The organism is Rhizobium sp. Rhizsp42, assembly GCF_047304155.1.
Classification (GTDB): Bacteria; Pseudomonadota; Alphaproteobacteria; order Rhizobiales; family Rhizobiaceae; genus Rhizobium.
Window position 1 is genome coordinate 23,684 of sequence record NZ_JBGLYS010000005.1, and the last position, 20,451, is coordinate 44,134.

The 20,451-nt window shown below is 60.5% G+C and carries 18 protein-coding genes; 9 read left to right on the forward strand and 9 right to left on the reverse strand.

Annotated features, from left to right (window positions below; translation table 11 throughout):
• Nucleotides 1–30 precede the first annotated feature (30 nt).
• Nucleotides 31–987, reverse strand: a complete 957-nt coding sequence (locus tag ACCD05_RS07345; RefSeq protein WP_047506214.1) for a choline ABC transporter substrate-binding protein — start codon at nt 985–987, stop codon at nt 31–33.
• Nucleotides 988–1,221: 234 nt separating this feature from the next.
• On the opposite strand from ACCD05_RS07345, the gene ACCD05_RS07350 reads away from it, so the two are divergent.
• The 3 genes from ACCD05_RS07350 to ACCD05_RS07360 all read left to right on the forward strand — a co-directional run bounded on the left by ACCD05_RS07350 (nt 1,222) and on the right by ACCD05_RS07360 (nt 4,235).
• A complete protein-coding gene (locus ACCD05_RS07350) occupies nt 1,222–1,827 on the forward strand; it encodes a thymidine kinase (protein WP_112942960.1) in 606 nt (201 codons plus the stop codon).
• 63 nt (nt 1,828–1,890) lie between these two features.
• On the forward strand, nt 1,891–2,964 hold the full coding sequence (locus tag ACCD05_RS07355; protein ID WP_413391947.1) for a hypothetical protein: 1,074 nt from the start codon (nt 1,891–1,893) through the stop codon (nt 2,962–2,964).
• 140 nt (nt 2,965–3,104) lie between these two features.
• Nucleotides 3,105–4,235, forward strand: a complete 1,131-nt coding sequence (locus ACCD05_RS07360; protein WP_413391948.1) for a DUF2333 family protein — start codon at nt 3,105–3,107, stop codon at nt 4,233–4,235.
• Between the two features lie 48 nt (nt 4,236–4,283).
• Here ACCD05_RS07360 and ACCD05_RS07365 read toward each other — a convergent pair whose 3' ends face one another.
• Together ACCD05_RS07365 and ACCD05_RS07370 are read right to left on the reverse strand one after the other, a co-directional pair.
• The gene (locus ACCD05_RS07365) at nt 4,284–5,003 is read right to left on the reverse strand and encodes a helix-turn-helix transcriptional regulator (RefSeq protein WP_112980190.1); all 720 of its coding nucleotides are present in this window, start codon (nt 5,001–5,003) and stop codon (nt 4,284–4,286) included.
• Nucleotides 5,004–5,278: 275 nt separating this feature from the next.
• Nucleotides 5,279–5,791 carry a TIGR00645 family protein gene (locus ACCD05_RS07370; protein WP_209235023.1) on the reverse strand — a complete coding sequence of 171 codons (513 nt, stop codon included), beginning with the start codon at nt 5,789–5,791 and terminating at the stop codon, nt 5,279–5,281.
• A 152-nt stretch (nt 5,792–5,943) separates the two neighbouring features.
• Here ACCD05_RS07370 and ACCD05_RS07375 point away from each other — a divergent pair, with 152 nt between their 5' ends.
• Nucleotides 5,944–7,623, forward strand: a complete 1,680-nt coding sequence (locus tag ACCD05_RS07375) for a formate--tetrahydrofolate ligase (RefSeq protein WP_413391949.1) — start codon at nt 5,944–5,946, stop codon at nt 7,621–7,623.
• 127 nt (nt 7,624–7,750) lie between these two features.
• Here the strand turns inward: ACCD05_RS07375 and ACCD05_RS07380 are convergent, their stop codons facing one another.
• The gene (locus tag ACCD05_RS07380) at nt 7,751–10,078 is read right to left on the reverse strand and encodes a TonB-dependent hemoglobin/transferrin/lactoferrin family receptor (protein WP_413391950.1); all 2,328 of its coding nucleotides are present in this window, start codon (nt 10,076–10,078) and stop codon (nt 7,751–7,753) included.
• Nucleotides 10,079–10,344: 266 nt separating this feature from the next.
• Nucleotides 10,345–11,232: an extensin family protein gene (locus ACCD05_RS07385; protein WP_413391951.1), complete on the reverse strand. Its 888-nt coding sequence runs from the start codon at nt 11,230–11,232 to the stop codon at nt 10,345–10,347.
• Nucleotides 11,233–11,523: 291 nt separating this feature from the next.
• On the opposite strand from ACCD05_RS07385, the gene ACCD05_RS07390 reads away from it, so the two are divergent.
• On the forward strand, nt 11,524–13,713 hold the full coding sequence (locus ACCD05_RS07390; protein WP_413391952.1) for an anthranilate synthase: 2,190 nt from the start codon (nt 11,524–11,526) through the stop codon (nt 13,711–13,713).
• A gap of 76 nt (nt 13,714–13,789) precedes the next feature.
• Here the strand turns inward: ACCD05_RS07390 and ACCD05_RS07395 are convergent, their stop codons facing one another.
• Nucleotides 13,790–14,698 carry a LysR family transcriptional regulator gene (locus tag ACCD05_RS07395; RefSeq protein WP_413391953.1) on the reverse strand — a complete coding sequence of 303 codons (909 nt, stop codon included), beginning with the start codon at nt 14,696–14,698 and terminating at the stop codon, nt 13,790–13,792.
• A gap of 95 nt (nt 14,699–14,793) precedes the next feature.
• On the opposite strand from ACCD05_RS07395, the gene ACCD05_RS07400 reads away from it, so the two are divergent.
• On the forward strand, nt 14,794–15,624 hold the full coding sequence (locus ACCD05_RS07400; protein WP_413391954.1) for an SDR family oxidoreductase: 831 nt from the start codon (nt 14,794–14,796) through the stop codon (nt 15,622–15,624).
• Between the two features lie 36 nt (nt 15,625–15,660).
• Here the strand turns inward: ACCD05_RS07400 and ACCD05_RS07405 are convergent, their stop codons facing one another.
• Nucleotides 15,661–16,341, reverse strand: coding sequence for a GNAT family N-acetyltransferase (locus ACCD05_RS07405; RefSeq protein ID WP_413391955.1), 681 nt, complete (start codon nt 16,339–16,341; stop codon nt 15,661–15,663).
• Nucleotides 16,338–16,832: a MarR family winged helix-turn-helix transcriptional regulator gene (locus ACCD05_RS07410; RefSeq protein ID WP_413391956.1), complete on the reverse strand. Its 495-nt coding sequence runs from the start codon at nt 16,830–16,832 to the stop codon at nt 16,338–16,340. Before ACCD05_RS07410 ends, ACCD05_RS07405 begins: the two co-directional genes overlap by 4 nt.
• A 177-nt stretch (nt 16,833–17,009) precedes the next feature.
• Here ACCD05_RS07410 and ACCD05_RS07415 point away from each other — a divergent pair, with 177 nt between their 5' ends.
• Nucleotides 17,010–17,246, forward strand: coding sequence for a hypothetical protein (locus ACCD05_RS07415; protein WP_018897325.1), 237 nt, complete (start codon nt 17,010–17,012; stop codon nt 17,244–17,246).
• An 8-nt stretch (nt 17,247–17,254) separates the two neighbouring features.
• A complete protein-coding gene (locus ACCD05_RS07420; RefSeq protein ID WP_413391957.1) occupies nt 17,255–17,941 on the forward strand; it encodes a DUF2161 domain-containing phosphodiesterase in 687 nt (228 codons plus the stop codon).
• A gap of 24 nt (nt 17,942–17,965) precedes the next feature.
• On the opposite strand, the gene ACCD05_RS07425 is transcribed toward ACCD05_RS07420, so the two are convergent.
• Nucleotides 17,966–18,367: a pyridoxamine 5'-phosphate oxidase family protein gene (locus ACCD05_RS07425; protein ID WP_413391958.1), complete on the reverse strand. Its 402-nt coding sequence runs from the start codon at nt 18,365–18,367 to the stop codon at nt 17,966–17,968.
• A gap of 302 nt (nt 18,368–18,669) precedes the next feature.
• Here ACCD05_RS07425 and ACCD05_RS07430 point away from each other — a divergent pair, with 302 nt between their 5' ends.
• A complete protein-coding gene (locus ACCD05_RS07430; RefSeq protein ID WP_413391959.1) occupies nt 18,670–20,367 on the forward strand; it encodes an ATP-dependent nuclease in 1,698 nt (565 codons plus the stop codon).
• The last annotated feature ends 84 nt before the right edge of the window (nt 20,368–20,451 follow it).

Below are 20,451 nucleotides of genomic sequence, written 5' to 3' on the forward strand. Positions count from 1 at the left end.
GGGGTGGTCAGAGCCACCCCGTACTCGATATCAGAGGCCGAGGCTTTTCTTGACGGCGGCAACGCCGTCGCCGCTGCCGTCAAGCGTCTTGACGCCTGCGAGCCACGGCTCGATTGCCGTCGGATTGGCCTTCAGCCATTCCGTCGCGGCCTTTTCCGGCTCGTCGCCGTCGTTCAGGATCTTGCCCATGATCTGGTTCTCCATCGGGAGAGAGAAGACCATGTTCTTGAGCATGGTGCCGACGTTCGGGCATTCGGTCAGGTAATTGGCGCGAACGTTGGTGAACACCTTGGCGCCACCGAAGTCAGGACCGAAAACGTCGTCGCCACCCGTGAGATAGGTGAGCTTAAAGTTTTCGTTCATCGGATGCGGCGCCCAGCCGAGGAAGACGACCGGCTTGCCGGCCTTCTCGGCGCGGGCAACCTGCGCCAGCATGCCCTGCTCGGAGGATTCGACGACCTCCATGCCCTTCATGCCGAAGGTATCCTTCTCGATCATGCCCATGACCAGACGGTTGCCGTCATTGCCCGGCTCGATGCCGTAGATCTTGCCTTCGAGATCTTCCTTGTGGGCAGCGATGTCCTTGAAGTCCTTGATGCCGAGCTCGGCGCCCTTGGCGTTGGTCGCCAATGTGTATTTCGCGCCGGTCAGGTTCGGGCCGAAGGATTCGACCGACTTGTCGTCGATGAAGGGACGAACATCCTTTTCCTGCGTCGGCATCCAGTTGCCGAGGAAGATGTCGATGTCCTTGTTCTTCAGCGACTGGTAGGTGACCGGTACGGAAAGAACCTTCACGTCGGGGGTGTATCCGAGACCCTTGAGGATCACGGATGCGGTTGCTGTTGTCGCGGTGATATCGGTCCAGCCCACATCCGAAAGATGAACGGTGGAGCAGCTGGCGGGATCAGCGGAATATGCGGCGGTTGCGACAGAGAGTGCAGCAACGGCTGTGGCAGTGATCAGTTTGAATGCGCTTGTCGTTTTCATTTATAGACTCCCAGTCTTACGTTCCCAAGCCAATCACCAATAGCCGAGTTTTACAAGCGACCTCAGTGCGTTTGCGCCGCATTGCGGTATCCGATTGCGACGTGTCGTATTTAATGGATCGCTTGAATTTTGTCAGTTTTGAAGGGGTTTTCGGGCAATTTTCTGTGATTAACGATAGCCGGGGGTTTTCTTGATCGTATCCAGCTTTCAAGAAGCGGAGAGACGGAGAATGCAATGGCGAAGCTCTACTTCAACTACTCGACGATGAATGCCGGCAAATCGACGATGCTGCTGCAGGCCGCGTATAATTACGAGGAGCGCGGCATGCGCGTTCTCCTGCTGATCGCGGCGTTCGACGAGCGGGCGGGCAGGGGCATCATCGGCTCGCGGATCGGGCTTCAGGCCAATGCGGTCGCCTTCGAGCAGGATGCCGATCTCCTGGCGCTGATCGCCGAGCAGGGGGCTGCGGGCGAACCGATCGCCTGCGTCTTCGTCGACGAGGCGCATTTCATGACGCGCGAGCATATCTGGCAGCTGGCGCGCGTCGTCGACCGGCTCAATATCCCCGTCATGGTCTACGGGCTGCGCACGGATTTCCAGGGCAAGCTGTTTCCCGCCTCGCAGGAGCTGATGGCGATCTCCGACGAGATGCGCGAAGTGCGCACCATCTGCCATTGCGGCCGCAAGGCAACAATGGTCGTGCGCCTCGACGGCAACGGCGCGGTGGCCCGGGAAGGGGCGCAGATCGAGGTCGGCGGCAACGAGAAATACGTGTCGCTCTGCCGCCGCCACTGGGACGACGCCATGAACGGCGAGTGGGTCGCCGAAGCGGTCGAGTAAGCTCCTTCCATTTGAGAATGAACAGCTCTAGTTTGGCGGCATTCGATTCCCCGGGGATATCAGGTGCGCAAGCCTGTCTCGTTTGACACCACATTTGATGCTGCCAGTGCGATCGCCGACGAACTGCCGGTGAAGGTTAAGACCTGCGCCGATTTCGTCGGCGAGTTCGCGCGCCATCCTGCCGAGATCGACGACGAGCGCTTTCTTTTCGAAAACGAGCGCTTCCAGGGTTTCGCCGCTGATGCCAGGAACCTTGCGGAGCTGCTTGCCGAGCTGGTGGCGACGCTGGATGCGATGACCGTCAGGGTGTCGTCCGATCTCGACAGTTTCCGCGGGCTGACGGCGACCGAGCGGTTCATCGGGCATTTCTCGCGCCAGCGCATGTGGCGGCGCCACAGCAGCCGGGTTCGGGCGGCTCCCGTGGTCGAGCGGCTTCGCGACCTGATGGTGAAGTCCGACAGTGTCGCCGGGCTGATCACCCGTCATCGTACGGTCGTCCTCACCGCCCACAAGGAGGCCGAGCGCATGCTGGTCGATATCGTCGAGCGCCGGCGCCGACTGGTGGACGAGATCGACATCGCCCGCATCCGCATCAAGGAGCTCAATGCCAAGGCGCTGACGACGCAGGGTCGTATCGGTGTCTACGGCAGCAAGGCCGAGTGGGATCGGATGGAAGAGGAGCGCAAGGCGCTGAAGGCGCAGGCCGATGAGGTCTCCACCCGCGAGCACGAGCTGCGAGACGAGAGCCAGCGGCGCGAGCGCTTCATCGGGATATTCCAGCTTCTGGTGGATGGGCTGAACACCGAGATCGGCCAGTGCAACACGCTGATGCGCAAGCTGATGATCGATACGGAAGAGCGGTTGCTGATCTATCAGGCGCAGGTGGATACCGATATTCCGGGTTCGAAGGTGCAGATTTCGTCGGAACTGTTTCCCAGCATTGCCGATGCCATCGTTCTATTCGAGCGCGACATGCTGCTGCCGCAGGAGATCGAGCATCGCAAGCGCACCGCCGACGCGCAGTTCGGCAAGAAGTTTCCGGCCTATGCGCATCAAAACGAGGATGTTCCGGGCGCGCCTTTGATCGACACGATGAAGATCTCCTCGCGGCTGCGTTTCCGGATGCCGCGCCTTTAGGCCAATAGTCTTCAAGGCGACCAAGCCTCGGGATTGAGCCGAAGAAACAATAATATCAGCACGATGTTGCCGTTTCGGATGCGGATGCATATTTGAGAGCGGGTGAAACACGCGCTTTTGGATGCAGAGGGGAATGGGCGATGCTTGACGGAATCTCCGGTTTTTTCAGATCGATCGGCCGGGCGATTGCTCGTTGGGCGCGGCTTTTCGTGGCCTGGGCCTTCTGGCCGTTCATGGCCGCGCGCGGATGGTATGGTCGCCGCAGCTGGCTGGTCAGGCTTCCTGTCATCGGCGTGCTTTTGCTGCTCATCCTGATGTACGGCTATTTCTTCGTTCAGACGCAGATGTGGACCGGCTTCAACCCGTCCTTCGTCGACCAGTACAAGCTTGCCGAACGCAAGGTTCAGGTTGGCCAGGAAGTTCCGCCCGCCGAAGGTGCGACCACGCCTGCGGCCAAGACCTGCCAGCGCTCGGCGATTGTCGACGTCACGGCCGATCTCACGGATTTCAACGTCAACCAGAACGCATGGATATCCTCCATGCTGCTCTATCGGCTCGGTTTCTTCGGGATCGACTGGGACCACACCCCGTTTCTTGACAACAAGGCCTCGTTCCAGCGCGGCGTGAACCAGGCCCTGCGCCGTACCTCGGCGGAGCTCGTCGATACGCTGGGCCGCGTGCGCGGCACCTCCGGCATCAACAACGACCTGCAGAGCGCGCGCGGCAACCTGCAGTTCGACGAGTACAGCTGGTATTTCGGTCTCAATCCGTTTGGCCCGAAGACGCCGACGCCGAGCTATTATCGCTCGGCGATCGACAGCCTGCGCAAGTTCAATACGGATCTATCCAACTGCAACGCGGTCTTCGATACGCGCGCCGACAACCTCATCCAGTTCATCGACCGTATCGCCAACGATCTCGGCGGCACTGCCGACATGCTGGCGGAGCGCTCGGCCAACCATGCGAGCGGCTGGTTCGACACGCGCGCCGACGATCGCTTCTGGTTCGCCTATGGCCAGCTCTACGGCTACTACGCCATCCTGGCGGCTGCCCAATCGGACTTTTCGCGGGTGATCGCCGAGCGCAATCTTGGCGCGCTCTACGGCGCGACCAACGCACAGTTCCAGGCGGCGCTGCGCATCCAGCCGGCGATCATCTCAAACGGCCGCGAGGATGGCTGGATCATGCCGAGCCATCTGGCGACCATGGGCTTTTATATTCTGAGAGTGCGCTCCAACCTTGTGGAGATGCGCGCGGTGCTTGGCCGATAAGGGCGAGGCCGGTGGCGCTGCTCTGGCGGCGCTACATACGGCGTGGCGTCAGGTGATCAGCTTGTAGCGGATCGCCTTGGCGACCAGTTGGGTGCGGTTGACGCAATCGAGCTTCCTGATGGCGCTGGTCATGTAGGCGTTGACCGTGTGGTCCGATAGCGACAGGATCTGGCCGATCTCGATCGAGGTCTTGCCCTGCGATGTCCAGCGCACCACTTCGCGCTCGCGGGCAGACAAGGGCGGATGCTCGCTGCTCTTGGCGGATTTCACCAGATTGAAGGCGTCGAGCGCATGCAGCAGGATCATGGTCAGTTCGTTGACCTCGGTCTGGCCAAGCGGCGCGCGGGTTCCGGAGAACCAGAAAAGCAGGCGATTGCCATCGACAGAACAGACAGGAAAAGCAACGCCGACCTGCATGCCGAATTCGTTCTTGAGATCCTGTAGTTCGGGCGGGAAAATGTCGGACTGATCACGAAGGTTCCAGTAACGCGGGAGGACGGAACTGGACATGCCGGAGGAAAACAACGGCAGTTGCATGAAGCGCGCGCGATCGAAACGGCTGACATAGCTATCGGGCAGGTTTGTTTCGATCAGGAGGGACTTGAGGAGAAAACTCTCGGCGGTCGGGGCATCCATCAGCGTGGCATATTTGAAGCCGAAAGCTTCGGCCGTTCGAACCAGAATTTGGACGAATGCCGGCCGCGTCTTCACGCCTGTGATTTCAGCCGTGAGTAACGACTGTCTTTCCGAGGTAGTTACGTAAGACATCAACTAGTCCATTCGTGCGCACAACTCGACTAATAAGATCTACTATCTGATATATTTGCTAGTCAGAATTTGTGCGGTGCACCGTGATTAAATTAAGGTGTTATAATTTAATCACGAAATATCCGCCTGCGGTTGTTTTTAGTTTTTCTTAAATCAACTAGGTGGAGTTTTTCGTATTCTGGCGCACGAAATACGCGCAAAGGCAAACGGAAATGAAACGATTTGCCTTGCGCGATATGTCGCAGGCGGCCGGGCCGCCCGCGAATCGCTTGGCTCTAGATCTTCGAGGTGTCCTTGGCCTTTTTCATCAGCTGCTCGAGGAAACCGAGCATGACGGCGGAGACCACGAAGGCCAGATGCATGGCGGTCAGCCACATGATCTTGCTGTCGGTGAACTGGTTCGAATTCAGGAAGACCTGCAGCAGGTGGATCGACGAGATGGCGACGATCGACGAGGCGACCTTGATCTTCAGGCTGCCGGAATCGAGCTTGCCGATGAAGGAGACATCGGTTTCGTTGTCGTCGAAGCGGCTGACGAAATTCTCGTAGCCGGAGATCATCACCATGACGATCAGGCTGGCAACCAGCGCCGCGTCGATGAGGCCGAGCATGGCTAGGATCATCTCGCCTTCGTCATAGGTGAAGACGTTCATCGCCACCTTGGAGAACTTGTAGGCGAAGGAGATCGCGTAGACGGCCAGCGACAGCGCCAGGCCGAGATAGAAGGCGACAAGGATCCACCGGCTGGACAGAATGATGCGCTCGACGATGAGCTCGAGTGATTTCATGGTTTACCCCCGTAAATGCTGAATCAATGCGTTGGTGATAGAGGCTGTGGGCTGCTGTGCGCAACCGCCGACGCCTTCAAACTTTCGGTATATTTCACCATGCCATTGGCATAAACGTGACCTCTACGAGACGAAATAGATCTGAGGGCGGCATGGCTGAGTATAAAACCGACATCGAGATCGCGCGCGCCGCGGTGAAAAAGCCGATCTACGATATCGGCGACAGGCTCGGGATTCCGGCGGCTCAGCTCTCGCCCTATGGCCACGACAAGGCGAAGATCAGCGCCGAATTCACGGCCGCGCAGGCGGGCAAGCCTGACGGAAAGCTCATTCTCGTCACCGCCATCAACCCGACGCCGGCGGGCGAGGGCAAGACGACCACGACGGTGGGGCTCGGCGACGGGCTGAACCGGATCGGCAAGAAGGCCGTGATCTGCGTGCGCGAGCCATCGCTCGGCCCCTGCTTCGGGGTGAAGGGCGGGGCGGCCGGCGGCGGCTATGCGCAGGTCGTGCCGATGGAGGATATCAACCTCCACTTCACCGGCGATTTCCACGCGATCACGGCGGCGCACAATCTTTTGTCGGCGATGATCGACAATCACATCTACTGGGGCAACGCGCTCGATATCGACGTGCGCCGCGTTACCTGGCGGCGGGTGATGGACATGAACGACCGGGCGCTGCGCGAGATCGTCGCCTCGCTGGGCGGCGTCTCCAACGGGTTTCCGCGCGAGAGCGGCTTCGACATCACGGTCGCCTCTGAGGTGATGGCGATCCTGTGCCTGGCGTCGGATCTTACGGATCTCGAAGAGCGCCTCGGCAACATCATCATCGGCTATCGCTTCGACAAGACGCCGGTTTTCGCGCGCGATCTCAAGGCCGATGGCGCCATGGCCGTGCTTCTCAAGGATGCGATGCAGCCGAACCTGGTGCAGACGCTGGAAAACAATCCGGCGCTGGTGCATGGCGGCCCATTCGCCAATATCGCGCACGGCTGCAACTCCGTCATCGCCACCAAGACGGCGCTGAAGCTTGCCGACTACGTCGTGACCGAGGCGGGCTTTGGGGCGGATCTCGGCGCGGAGAAATTCTTCGACATCAAATGCCGCAAGGCCGGGCTGAACCCGGATGCGGCGGTGATCGTGGCAACCGTGCGGGCGCTGAAGATGAACGGCGGCGTCGGCAAGGGCGATCTCGGGCGCGAGGACGTCGGCGCTGTGACGCGCGGCTGCTCCAACCTTGGCCGTCACGTGGCCAATGTCCGCAAGTTCGGCGTGCCCGTCGTGGTCGCCATCAACCACTTCGTTTCCGACACGGATGCCGAGGTGCAGGCGGTGAAGGCCTATGTTGCGCATCTCGGCGCGGAAGCCATCGTCTGCCGGCACTGGGCGGAAGGCTCGGCCGGGATCGAGGAGTTGGCCTGGAAGGTCGTCGAGATGGCCGAATCCGGCGCTGCCAAGTTCGCGCCGATCTATCCCGACGCCATGCCGCTCATCGAGAAGATCGAGGAAGTGGCCGCCCAGATTTATCATGCCGGCGAAGTCAGCGTGCCGAAGACGGTGCGCGACCAGCTGAAGATCTGGGAAGAGCAGGGCTATGGCGATCTGCCCGTCTGCATCGCCAAGACCCAATATTCCTTCTCGACCGATCCCAACCTGCGCGGCGCGCCGGAGGGGCATGTGGTTTCGGTGCGCGAAGTGCGACTATCGGCCGGCGCCGGCTTCGTCGTCGTCATCACCGGCGAGATCATGACCATGCCCGGCCTGCCGAAATCGCCCGCCGCCGAGCGCATCCATCTCAATGAAGAAGGCGCGATCGAGGGGTTGTTTTAGAGGGGTTTGGGGTAGACTAGCGGCATCGTGGAGGGACTTCGGCGTCCCTCTGCTTGGTTGAAACGAAAAGATCGCCGCGTTCCCTGGAGCGCGGCGATCTTTTTCATGTACTGATCCGTGGAGTGGATCAGAATTTCTTGGTGAGCGCAACGCGGAACGCGCGGCCGGTTTCGCTGTAGAAGTCGGCGGCGGCCATCGAAGTGCCGTTCGGGACGTTGAGCGCGTTAAAGTACTTCTTGTCGAAGACGTTGAAGACGCCAGCCTGAACCCTCAGGCCTTCGACCTGCTCGGGCTCCCACCAGATGGTCGCATCAACAAAGCCGTAACCGGGGGCCTTGAAGCCGGTGCCGCTGACCTTGTTACGGGCGGCGGCCATGGTGAGCGAAACGTCCGAACCCCAGGTCTCGGTCGAATAGCCGAGGCCGGCGATGGCGCGCAATGGCGCGACAGAGTTCAGATATTCATCCGTTTCGGTGTTCTTGCCGTGCGAGTAGGCGAGCGAACCCCATGTGCGCCAATTGTCTGTGAAGCGCCACTCGCCAGCGATCTCGATGCCGTAGATGCGGACGCGATCAACATTGTCGTAGCCGGTGATGCCGCCAATCGGATATTCGCCGCCCGGAGGAGCGAGTGTGACGGTGTCGATGAAGTTCTTATAGTAATTGTTGAAGACTGTCGCCGACACCGTGTAGTCGTCGGAGTGGTACTTGGTGCCGATCTCGAAGCCGTTGCTGGTCTCGGTCTTCAGATCGGGGTTGCCGACGCTAGCGTAGGAACCCGGAGCGCCGTAATTCTGATACAGTTCCGTGGCGCTTGGCGCGCGGAAGCCCTGCGCCCATTGCGCATAGAATTCCAACTCGTTGGTCGCCTGCCAGGCGGCGCGCAGCTTCGGCGAGAAGCGGGAATCGCTGGTTGATTCCAGGTAGGCCGGATCGAAGTTCGGGCTGCCGGCATAGGCATCCGTGTTCTTGGGAGAGTGGTCGTACCAATCGAAGCGCAGGCCGGGCGTCAGCGTCAGACGGTTGTCCATCAGCTTGATGTCGTCCTCGACATACATGCCGAACATCACGCTGTTGACGTCGGGCATGTCGGAAGAGTTGCTGTGCAGCATGCGGCAAGCCTGCGGACCGATGCTGGTACCGCCTGGAACGGTGTACTGTGGTACGGTCGACCAATCGACATCAGGGCAATTGTCCTGACCCCAAGAGTACTGGTGGGTCTTCTGCGCGTAGAGTTCGCCGCCGAACCGGAAGTTGTTCTCAACGCCGCCGATCTTGACCTCCTTTGAAGCATTTCCGCTTACGCCGTAGGTCGTCTGCTCCAGCATGTTGTCGCGCTTATAGACGCCGGTTGGGAGGCCGTAGTACAGCGCCTCGCCGCTTGCCGTGCCGGGATAGCCGATGAACGGAATGGCGGGAATGGCGGGAGCGTTGGCGCGGGCATCGCGAAGGCGGAAGCCATCCGTCGTGTTGTTCAGCTGCTGTTTCTGCCAGTAGGTGACGATATGTGCTTCATCGATCCAGTCTGTATTGTCGGGGGAGATGAAGTCGTAGGAGCCGGAAATGCGCTTGCGATCGACTTCCTCGCCGGAGAGCAGCGAGCCCTGCTGATAGCTGCTGGTCGTGCCGCGCATGTTCTGCGAGTCTTCGTCGCGGTTGAAGAGTTCGCCGGTCAGGCCGAAGCGGTGGCCGCCATCAACGTCCTGATAAATCTTGACGAGGCCGTTCTTCTGATCGAAATCGGCTGGGTTGGCTTCCGTGCGCGTCGTGCCGTAACCGCCGACCGTGCCTTCATTCTGCGTTTCGTGGCCCTTCTTGTAGCCGCCCTGGAAAAGCAGCCACGTATCGTTGAAGTGACCGGCAATCGCGGCGTTGCCGCTGATGCTCTTGTCGCCGCTCTGATAGGTGGTCTTTGCCAGGGCGCCGAAATTCTTGCCTTCATCGATGATGTCTTCGGGGTTCAGCGTACGGAGTTCGACGACGCCGCCCAGTGCGCCCGATCCGTAGCGGCTGGAATCTGCTCCCTTGGTGACGTCGACAGAGGACAATCCGTCGAAGTCGAACGAGTTCAGGCCGCCTTGCGCGGAACCGCGTGGATCGACCAGCCACGGCACGCGAATGCCATCGAGCGTTGTCAGCACGCGGTCGGCCTGAAGGCCGCGGATGTTGATGCTGTTGTTCTGGTCGTTGAAGTTAACGCCCGCATCGATACGGCGGGAGAAATCCTTGAAGTCGGTGACCATCTTCTCCTGGATTTCGGTACGATCAACCGTTTCGGTTAGCGGAGAGGTCGCGACGCGCGCGCCCTTGCCCTTGACGGTGATCGGCTTCAGAGCCGTAGCGTTATCCTCCGTTTGTGCTTGCTGCCCCGTTGACGTCGCCTGCTGCGCCACCGCGGGAAGCGCCACGGCGATCGCCAGCGCTGCTGCCGTGCCGGTCAGGAGGTGCCGATTCAATCGCGAATTCCAATGCATAATTAAACCCCTCTAAAAATACGCACAGAAAGCCCTCACGCGTCGCGGCTGCGGCGCGCTGGAAATTTCCGACCTTTGTAGATTCCACTTTGGTAGAAGCCCTGTGGCGACAGTTAGAAATATAGAGAATTGGAGTCAAGTTTAAAAATGAGTGTGTTAGTCATGTTTTATCGAGTGTTGCAAAGCTGTCGAAAAAACAGGTGGCTAGCTGCCTGAAAGGCCGCTTTTCGAACCGCCGGCTGATGCCGTCAGCGGCAATATCGGTAGCCGTTCTTCCGCTTCAGTACGTCCAGATGAAGATGGGTCTCATGGGCCGCGTCGCTGCCCGGCGACAACACCGTGCTGAAATAGAGGCAGGCAGATGCTGTTGCGGCGCGCTGAAAGGCGCCTTCCATCGTCGAATCCTCCTCTCGCGGCTGCATCGGGATGGACTGGCCGTCATCGAGCTTGAAATCGGCGATGTCGATGGCGTTTCCGCGGGCGTGTTCCGAAATCTTGCCTGTCGAGGCGTTGTTGCGAAGGCGGCAGACATAGGTCGAGGCGTGATTGACGGCGACGATCTTGCGCCCCGGCATGGCAACGGCAAGCGCCGGCTGCACCATGTTCTTGACCCATCGCGTCAGAGCGAGCGCCGTCTCGCAACGCATCGTCGCGCCTTCCGAAACCGTCACGCCATCGGCAATCGATCGCACTGCGATCGGGTGTTCCATGCCGCACCCTTGGTCTTCAGCAATCGGCGGGCTGTCTTCGAACTTGGCGCCCAACGCGGTAAGATCGGCGAGGCAAGCCTTCAGCGCTTCCGGATCCTCTTTCTCGATCGGCGGTGGCGGCGGCGAAGCGTCCGCTGTCGGGGCAGGGGGCTGCGCGGCGCCATCTTCGGCGGGCGGCGTGGTGTTTGGCTTCGGCTCGGGTGTCGGAGCTTCACTTGGGACCGGAGCTTCGCTTGGGACCGGAGCTTGGGTGGAGCCGGGAACAGGTGCCGGCGGTCCCTGGTGCTCGGGCGCGGCTTTCTCGCTCTCGGCCGGCTTTTCCGCGGGCCTCTCGACTGGCGTAGGCTCGGGTTTTGCGGTCGGACGAGGACCGCTTTCGGGCAGTGTAGGGCTGATCAGGAGAGCGGCGCCAATGAGGGTGGCCATCCAGTTTCGTTGCATATTCTTTTGCTCCGTCACGCTGCGTGCCAATGTGGAACGCGCGGGAAGGCGGTTCGGACGCATCGAGCCGAAGAAATTCGCTTGCGCGGAAAAAGGCTTCACGCTAACAATTCCGCCCATGAACATGTCCTTGAACATCGCAATCTGGTGGTGGGCTCGCTAAGGCGGCCTCGACCAATCGTGTCCAAAGACGACGATGAGCCGCCCGGAAAACACCAGGCGGCTTTTTTTGTTTTTAAGGCCGCCTGTCATCCGGGCCGATAACGGAGTGAAGCAATGGTAACGATCATCAGGGATGACGGAGCGGAGATTTACGAGACCAAGGGTGGCATCACGGTCACGCGGCAGCGCCGGGCGATCCCTTATGCCGACGCGGTCTCCTCCTATATCGACAAGCTCGACGAGCGCCGCGGGGCGGTATTCTCGTCGAACTACGAATATCCGGGCCGCTATACGCGCTGGGATACGGCCGTGGTCGATCCGCCGCTCGGCATCTCCTGCAACGGCCGCAAGGTCTGGATCGACGCCTATAACGAGCGCGGCGAGGTCATCCTCGGCTTCGTCACCGAGCGGCTGAAGACCATCTCCGAGCTGGAGCTCGTCGCCTCGACCAAGCGGCGGCTCGACCTCACCGTCAAGGCGCCGGACCGGGCGTTTACGGAAGAAGAGCGCTCGAAGATCCCGACCGTCTTCACCGTGCTGCGCGCCGTTACCGATCTCTTCTATTCGCAGGCCGATGCCAGCCTCGGGCTCTATGGTGCCTTCGGCTACGATCTCGCTTTCCAGTTCGACGCCATCAATCTGAAGCTGACGCGCCCCTCCGACCAGCGCGACATGGTGCTCTATCTCCCTGATGAAATCCTCGTCGTCGACAATTATTCGGCCAAGGCCTGGATCGACCGTTACGATTTCGAAAAGGGCGGGCTGACCACCGAGGGGAAGGCCGGCGATATCCCGGCCGAGCCGTTCCAGCGCACCAACACGATCCCGCCGAAGAGCGATCACCGCCCCGGCGAATATTCCGAGCTGGTGGTCAAGGCGAAAGAAAGCTTCCGCAAGGGCGACCTGTTCGAGGTCGTGCCCGGGCAGAAGTTCATGGAGCGCTGCGACAGCAAGCCTTCGGATATTTCCAAGCGCCTGAAGGCGATCAATCCGTCGCCCTATTCCTTCTTCATCAATCTCGGAAACCAGGAATATCTGGTCGGCGCATCGCCGGAGATGTTCGTGCGCGTCTCCGGCCGCCGCATCGAGACCTGCCCGATCTCGGGCACGATCAAGCGTGGCGACGATCCGATCGCCGACAGCGAGCAGATCCTGAAGCTCTTGAACTCCAAGAAGGATGAGTCCGAGCTCACCATGTGCTCCGACGTCGACCGCAACGACAAGAGCCGCGTCTGCGAGCCGGGTTCGGTCAAGGTCATCGGCCGCCGGCAGATCGAGATGTATTCGCGCCTCATCCACACGGTCGATCATATCGAAGGTCGCCTGCGCGACGACATGGATGCGTTCGACGGCTTCCTCAGCCACGCCTGGGCGGTTACCGTCACCGGCGCGCCGAAGCTCTGGGCCATGCGCTTCATCGAGAGCCATGAGAAGAGCCCGCGCGCCTGGTATGGCGGCGCGATCGGCATGGTCGGCTTCAATGGCGACATGAACACGGGGTTGACGCTGCGCACCGTGCGCATCAAGGACGGGATCGCCGAAGTCCGGGCAGGGGCGACGCTTCTGAACGACTCTATTCCCGAGGAAGAAGAAGCCGAAACCGAACTGAAGGCGTCCGCCATGCTCTCCGCCATCCGCGATGCCAAGGCCGGCAATACGGCCAAGGCCAGCCGCGACGTCGCCACTGTGGGCAAGGGTGTCAAGATCCTGCTCGTCGACCACGAAGACAGCTTCGTGCATACGCTGGCCAATTACTTCCGCCAGACCGGCGCCGAGGTTTCGACCGTGCGCTCGCCGGTGCCGGAAGAGATCTTCGATCGGCTCGATCCCGATCTCGTCGTGCTCTCGCCCGGTCCTGGCAACCCCAAGGATTTCGACTGCAAGGCAACGATCAAGAAGGCGCGTGCCCGCAACCTGCCGATCTTCGGCGTCTGCCTCGGCCTGCAGGCGATCGCCGAGGCTTATGGCGGCGAGCTGCGGCATCTGGCATTGCCGATGCACGGCAAGCCGTCGCGCATCCGCGTGCTGGAGCCGGGCTTGGTATTCTCCGGTCTCGGCAAGGAAGTCACCGTCGGTCGCTACCACTCGATCTTCGCCGACCCCTCGACCCTGCCGCGCGATTTCATCATCACGGCGGAGAGCGAGGATGGCACGATCATGGGCATCGAGCACGCCAAGGAACCGATCGCGGCCGTGCAGTTCCATCCGGAATCGATCATGACGCTCGGCGGCGATGCCGGCATGCGGATGATCGAGAACGTGGTGGCGCATCTGTCGCGGAAGGCGAAGACGAAGGCGGCTTGAGGGCTCAAGCTCTCGAGGTTTTCCGACATGGCGGGCGGGTTGAAAACAGATATCAACCCGTCGCCCGATGGCAAAATCATGCTCGGCTGCGCTGCCGCTCCACCTCTTTCAGCACATCGATGAAGGCGCGCAGCGGGGATGGAACGTGGCGATAGCCGGGGTAATAAAGCACGTTGCCCGCTATGGCCGGGCACCAGTCTTCGAGAAGCGTCACCAGGGCGCCGCGCTCCAGTTCCTCATGGGCGAAGAGGTCCGGCACATAGGCTATGCCCAGACCGCCGGCCGCGCTCTTGACCATCAGGGCGTTGTCATCAAGCGTGAGATGGCCCGGAACATCGATCGACAAATCCTCGCCGTTGCGGCTGAATTCCCAGCGATAGCGCCTGCCACCCGGCAGACGCTGGCGGATGCATATATGCTTCGTTAGGTCGTCTGGCACCGACGGTTGCCCATGCGCCTGCACATAGCCGGGGGAGGCGACGGCGATGAAGCGAATGCTGCCGCCGAAGGGCACCGCGATCATGTCCTGGGGCACGGATTCGGCCAGGCGGACACCGGCATCGAAACCCTGCTCGACGATATCGACAAGGCGCCCCTCCGAAACGAGGTCGAGTTCGACAGTGGGATAGCGCGCGAGGAATGTCGGCACCACGTTGCCCAGAAGCCATTGGCCGGCGCCCCTGTTGGTGTTGATCCGCAGGATACCCGCCGGCTCGCCGCGTTCGTCGGCGATGCCGTCGATCGCCTCTTCGAGATCGCGCAGGACCGGATCCAGCCTTTCCAGCAGCCGCCGGCCAGCATCGGTGGTGGCGACACTGCGCGTTGTCCGGTTGAGAAGCCGAATACCCATGTTTTTCTCGAGATTGATCAGCGTGTGGCTCAGCGACGAGCGCGACACACCCAACGCATCCGCCGCCTTGCGGAAGCTGCGGTGACTGGCGACGGCGCGGAAGGCTTCGAGTTCACTCAGTGTCGGTCTGGTCATTGGTGAAAATATCACACGATCTCATGCGGGATTGGGTGGCTTATATCACCAAAGGAAAAAGACGATATGGGGTCTGCTTGAAAAAGGAGATAGCCATGAGCAAGACCTGGTTCATTACCGGCACATCGTCCGGCCTCGGTCGCGAAATGACCGAGCAGTTGCTGTCACGTGGTGACAGCGTCGTGGCGACCGTGCGGCGCGCCGATCAATTGGACGCGCTGCAGGCGCAGTATGGCGAGCGGCTTGTCGTACTGACGCTCGACATCCTGGATACAGCCGGCATCCGCTCCGCTGTTGCGGATGCATTCCAGCGCATGGGGCGCATCGATGTCGTCGTCAGCAATGCCGGATATGGTCTCTTCGGCGCGGCCGAAGAACTCGACGATGCGCAGATCGACCAGCAGATCGCCACCAACCTGACGGGGTCGATACAGCTCATCCGCGCGGTCTTGCCACATCTGCGCCAGCAGGGCGGGGGAAGGATCATGCAGGTCTCGTCGGAGGGCGGGCAGATTACCTACCCCAACTTCAGCCTCTATCATGCAACGAAGTGGGGCATCGAAGGCTTCGTCGAGGCCGCGGCCAAGGAGGTCGCTCCCTTCGGCATCGACTTCATCATCGCGGAACCGGGGCCGACCGTGACGAGCTTTGGAGCAGGTCTGGTGCACGGCAAGCCGATGGATGTCTATGAGGCGACACCGGCGGGCGATGTCCGCCGCGCCGTCGCAAGCGGCAGCTTCGACATCAAGGGTGATGCCGCACGCACCGTGGCTGCGATGATCGCCGCTGCCGACATGGAGCGGCCGGCGCTCCGTTTGGCGCTCGGAAGCATCGCCTACCGCTCGATCTCCACTGCGCTCGCGGAACGGCTTGCGGCGATCGAGGCGCAGCGTGACGTTGCCTTCTCGGCGGATCGCGACGGCTAAGAGGTCATGGGAGGGGCGTGACCGGTCTCGCGCTCCTCACCCCCGCCGCTGCACGATCTTCACATTCATCCGGCTGCGCAGCCTGAAACCCAGCTGTTCGTAGAGCGCGATGGCCGAGGTGTTGCTGGCATAGGCGTGCAGAAATACCTCTTCACCGCGCGCCGTGATCTCGCCGGCGACGAAGCGGAAGAGGAGGGTGCCGAGGCCGCGTTTCTGGAAATCGGGGTGGGTGCAAAGGCCGCTCAACTCGGAAAGGCCGGGATGGCGCATGCGCTGGCCGGCCATGGCCGCCAGGCGGCCGTCGATCCTGACGCCCCAGAAGGTGCCGAGGCGCTGGGCGCCGAGCGTGAAGGGGCCGGGCTTCGTCAGTAGCGCCAGCGCCAACATCTCTTCGGCATCGTCGGGTGTCAGCGGCTCGATACTCATGTCGTCGATGCGCTCGTAGGGACGGTCGCCGATCATCTGCACGAGCGTGCTTTCGATGAGTACGTCGTGGCCATCAGGGACGGTGATCGGGCCGGCCTCGACCAGCGCCATGATCTCACCGGGCGCGGAAAGGGCGGCCAGCGCTCTCAAGCTCTCGGGCGTATCGTCGCGCGGGGCGGCGAAGGGGACGATCGATGTCGGGTAACGCTTGGCGAGCGGCCCGCCTTCGGCGAGATCGGCTTGCACGGTCAGAAGCGCGTTCCAGGCGGGACGGTCGAGGCTGTCGGTCACGGCTGTTTCTCCGATTTTTTTGTTGCTCGTTTGGCCAGGGGCGCAATCGCCAGGCCATCTTCGATGCCGGCCAACTGATCGAGCAGCGTTCCTTGAAGATCGCCGCACAGGTCGCGCACGGCGCGTTCGATGCTTGGCCAGATTTCTCTTTTCGATCGATCGACCAGCGCGCGGCCGGTATCTGTCAGCGATACCAGCTTGCGGCGCTGGTCGCCGTCTGAGGCCCGTGCCTCGACAAGGCCGAGATCGGCCAGCTGCGCCAAGGTCCGGGTGGCGCCGGGCTGGGTGATGCCAACCGCTTCGGCCAGCTCTCCAATCGTCAGCGGTCCGGAGCGGTCGATCGCCGCCAGGAAAGGATATTGGCCCGCCTGGATTTCGGCTCCAAAACTCTGGATGATCTGCTGCGTATCGGCCTGCAGACGCTCGCCGATCCGACGGAAGCGGCTGCCAAGGCACAGATAGCCGAAGTCCCTTACGATGTCGTCCGCCAAGCTACACCCTCCACCCATGAATTACATGTTATATAATGTGTAATGTAATTTCGGTCAATGATGCTGCTCGCGTCGCGCCACGCGGATGGTGAGCTTTCGGGGGAGATATGGCGCGGGCAGTTGACATCCGCCCCCAAATCAGAACGTTTCAGGAACGATCAATCGGGAATCCTGCGCGTGTCCACTGGTGAAAAGTTTATCGTGATCCCCTACCGCAGCAATCGCGGCAAGCTGGTGCCGGGCGAGATGCGGCAGGCGTCGAACCCGATCAGCGCGGAAAAGATCGCATCCGCCATGTCGGAGCGCTTTGCGGGTGTGGCGGCCTATGCGATCACCGTTGATGAGGAGACCGGCGACATGCTCTCGCCACGGCTCTTGGCGCAGTTCGGCGAGATCGCCGATCTCAATCCGTAAGCGTGACGATGGAGACCTCGCTCTATCTGCCGGTGAAGGCCTTTCTGGAGGCGGCGGGGTATGTCGTGAAGGGAGAGGTCGCAACCTGCGATGTCGTGGGCTTGAGCGAAAGCGAGCCGCCGGTCGTGGTCGTCTGCGAACTGAAGATGTCGTTCAATCTCGAGCTTATCCTGCAGGCGGTCGACCGGGCGGCGATGGCCGATGAAGTCTGGATCGCGGCGAGGGTCTCGGCCAAGGGACGAGGGCGGGAGGCGGACAGGCGCTATCGCGATCTCTGCCGGAGGATGGGGATCGGCATGCTCGGGATATCCGATACCGGCGAGGTGAGCATCATCGTCAGTTCCGTATCGCCGATGCCGAGGACGAACCCGAAGCGGCGGACGCGGCTCGTGAAAGAACACCGGAAGAGACAGGGCGATCCGGCGCTCGGCGGCGCCACGCGCTCGCCGATCATGACCGCCTACCGGCAGCAGGCGCTGATCTGCGCCTCGGCATTGCAGCAGGGGTTAGTACGGCCGCGCGACATGAAGACCTGGGCGCCGCAGGCGGGACGGATAATGCTCGACAACGTCTATGGCTGGTTCGACCGGCAGGGGAAGGGGGTCTATGCGCTGAACGAGGCGGGCGAGGCGGCTTTGCTGCGCTGGCCGCAGACGGTGGTGTTTGGTGGTGATGCGGGTGAGGGCGGGGAGTAGTGCGGCCGACGGTTTACGGGCTTTTCAGAATTGAATCTCGATCTGCTCGGGTGGCTCCTGGTTGAAATCGGAGTATCGAATCCATCTTGGCGTCGCTTTGAAGATCACGGCCCCTCTCTCGATGAACTCCCTGGCGGCCGGAAGGCTGTCGAGATAAGCCTCCTGGTATTCTTCGATATCGGCGGCAGCAACCCTTGTTGCCTCACCCTCATATTGAACGGTGATGTTGTCGTCCCATCCGACGACGAAGGCGACGCAAGGGCGCTCCGCGAGATTGCCGAACTTTCGCGTCTCCTTGAAAGCGCTGAACACGACCTCAAGATTGTCGCGCACCGAGAAGTCGATCGTGGCAGCCTCCGGTTTCCCATCGCTATGGCAGGTCGCGATCACCGCCAGCCTGTGCTTTCTCAGGAATTCAAGAAGCATGCGTTTCCCATGAAAATCATCCATCGACGCATCCCTTCCGATCTCGTGCCTTCCAGCACAGCACGATTAGCACATCGCTCGCCCTCGTTCGAGGATGGTCACCGCGCCGGGTGAGGGTAGGGAGTAGCGGTTACGGCCACTTTCGGCCCTTTGCGGACGTTCAGCAAGGATTTGTCTCAGCCTGAAAACGGGCATCATGGTAGGATGTTTGCGGTCATCGTCGCTGTTACTCCGGACCACACTTTATCGGACCGGCCGATGACAGCTCGACGAGGTCGAGCGAGGTGTGATTTAACGTAGCCATGAAAGATGTTCTCAAAGTCGCCAAACTGACATTCAAGGCAGGCCCTGCGCCCGGTCAACCTCCTTTGACCATCGATTGTCCGAACGTCACCGTCCTTGTGGGCCCCAATAATGCCGGCAAAAGTCGTACGCTGCGGGAGATACATGCGAAATGTGCGAATAAGGAGATTGATAAGTACCAATTAATAGACAGCGTTGATCTTTCCCTGCCGGACCGGGAGGGTATCGCAGCGATGATGAAGATGTTTGAGATCGCTACGCCGCCAGGAAATACGACAGTCGCCGATCATGCTTACTTCCAGAAACCAAGCGTCAAACTGAATGAGCAGCAGCTACTTATTCACGTCCATACGGGCAAGTGGTTCGAGGGCTGGGCCGCCGATGATTTTCACAAATCCGTAAGAAATAACTTTGTGAAATTTTTTACCATCCTACTGGATGGTCGCACACGATTCGAACTCACAGACCCGAAGGCAACGGGCTCACTTGAGGAGAAGCCGCAAAATCATCTCTGGGCGCTTTTCCTTGATAAAGACGCCCGGCAGAAAGTCAGAAAGTTCACTCAGGATGCGTTCGCGAAGTTCTTTGTTGTCGATCCTACGGGTATGACGCAATTCCGTATCCGTCTCAGCAAACGTGCACCGAAGACTGAGGCGGAGGAACAAGCGCTGGATACCGAAGCGCGCGCATTTCATGCAGATGCCGATCTACTCAGCGATCTCGGAGATGGTGTCAAAACATCCGTCGGCCTCGTTTCCGCGGTGATGAGTTTGCCAGATCGCATCCTACTCATCGATGAGCCTGAGGCATTCTTGCATCCGACCTTATCACGCCGCGTCGGCAACGTCTTGGCGCAAACCGCACGTGATCGAGACGCAACGTTAGTGGTCGCTACTCACAGCTCTGATTTCCTTCTAGGGTGTATGCAGACTGCCCCGGAACTAAGGATCGTTCGGCTAACCCATGACTTCGGTAGAGCAACCAGCCGTTCTATCGCGCCGGCACATATCCGAGAACTCATGAGCAATCCGCTTCTGCGATCCGCGCATGCAATGCGGGGGCTATTTCACCGAGGTGTGCTTGTCTGCGAAGCCGACGCGGACCGAGCGTTCTATGATGAGGTCAACGCACGCCTTGTGAGTGTGCATCGCGGAATTGAAGATGCCTTGTTTTTGAACGCACAGAACTGGCAAACCATTCCGCGCATAGCCTTGCCTTTGAGAAGTCTGGGGGTGCCCGCGGCAAGCATTATGGATTTCGATGTTCTCATGGACAATGATTTCGCGCATCTCTGGCCATTAATCAGCACCGAGGCTGGGGTTCTTCAGCCTTTGCAGGTTCGGCGTGACGAGTTGGCAAAAGTCATGGCTAATGCGGGCAGGAAACAGTGCAAAAAACTTGGGATTGACGCGCTGCCCGAAGCTAACCGCGAGGAAGCAAGGGCTCTTATTGAAGAGTTCGCACGCTATGGCGTGTTTTTTGTGACTTCTGGTGAGTTGGAGTGTTGGCTTAATGGAGTCAAAGGGATCACCAAGATCGCCAACAAAACGCAGTGGCTGCTCAATGCGTTTACTGCTATGGGCGCTGATCCAAGTGACGCCGACTATCTCACGCCGGCTGATGACGACGTGTGGAGCTTCATTGACAAGATGAAGCGGTGGATCGACGATCCACTGCGCCTCGGTATCCCAAGCTGAGGAGGTTCTTGATCCAAGGTGCGTTGCCAGGTATGCGCCGCTGGCAACTCTTTCGACTATCCGTGAATCTCCGTGACTGGCCTT

What these genes read in the sequence shown, in the direction of transcription:
- ACCD05_RS07345 (WP_047506214.1), bottom strand. Translation starts at nt 987, where the DNA reads ATGAAAACGACAAGCGCATTCAAACTGATCACTGCCACAGCCGTTGCT.
- ACCD05_RS07350 (WP_112942960.1), top strand. Translation starts at nt 1,222, where the DNA reads ATGGCGAAGCTCTACTTCAACTACTCGACGATGAATGCCGGCAAATCG.
- ACCD05_RS07360 (WP_413391948.1), top strand. Translation starts at nt 3,105, where the DNA reads ATGCTTGACGGAATCTCCGGTTTTTTCAGATCGATCGGCCGGGCGATT.
- ACCD05_RS07365 (WP_112980190.1), bottom strand. Translation starts at nt 5,003, where the DNA reads ATGTCTTACGTAACTACCTCGGAAAGACAGTCGTTACTCACGGCTGAA.
- ACCD05_RS07370 (WP_209235023.1), bottom strand. Translation starts at nt 5,791, where the DNA reads ATGAAATCACTCGAGCTCATCGTCGAGCGCATCATTCTGTCCAGCCGG.
- ACCD05_RS07375 (WP_413391949.1), top strand. Translation starts at nt 5,944, where the DNA reads ATGGCTGAGTATAAAACCGACATCGAGATCGCGCGCGCCGCGGTGAAA.
- ACCD05_RS07385 (WP_413391951.1), bottom strand. Translation starts at nt 11,232, where the DNA reads ATGGCCACCCTCATTGGCGCCGCTCTCCTGATCAGCCCTACACTGCCC.
- ACCD05_RS07390 (WP_413391952.1), top strand. Translation starts at nt 11,524, where the DNA reads ATGGTAACGATCATCAGGGATGACGGAGCGGAGATTTACGAGACCAAG.
- ACCD05_RS07395 (WP_413391953.1), bottom strand. Translation starts at nt 14,698, where the DNA reads ATGACCAGACCGACACTGAGTGAACTCGAAGCCTTCCGCGCCGTCGCC.
- ACCD05_RS07400 (WP_413391954.1), top strand. Translation starts at nt 14,794, where the DNA reads ATGAGCAAGACCTGGTTCATTACCGGCACATCGTCCGGCCTCGGTCGC.
- ACCD05_RS07420 (WP_413391957.1), top strand. Translation starts at nt 17,255, where the DNA reads ATGGAGACCTCGCTCTATCTGCCGGTGAAGGCCTTTCTGGAGGCGGCG.
- ACCD05_RS07425 (WP_413391958.1), bottom strand. Translation starts at nt 18,367, where the DNA reads ATGCTTCTTGAATTCCTGAGAAAGCACAGGCTGGCGGTGATCGCGACC.
- ACCD05_RS07430 (WP_413391959.1), top strand. Translation starts at nt 18,670, where the DNA reads ATGAAAGATGTTCTCAAAGTCGCCAAACTGACATTCAAGGCAGGCCCT.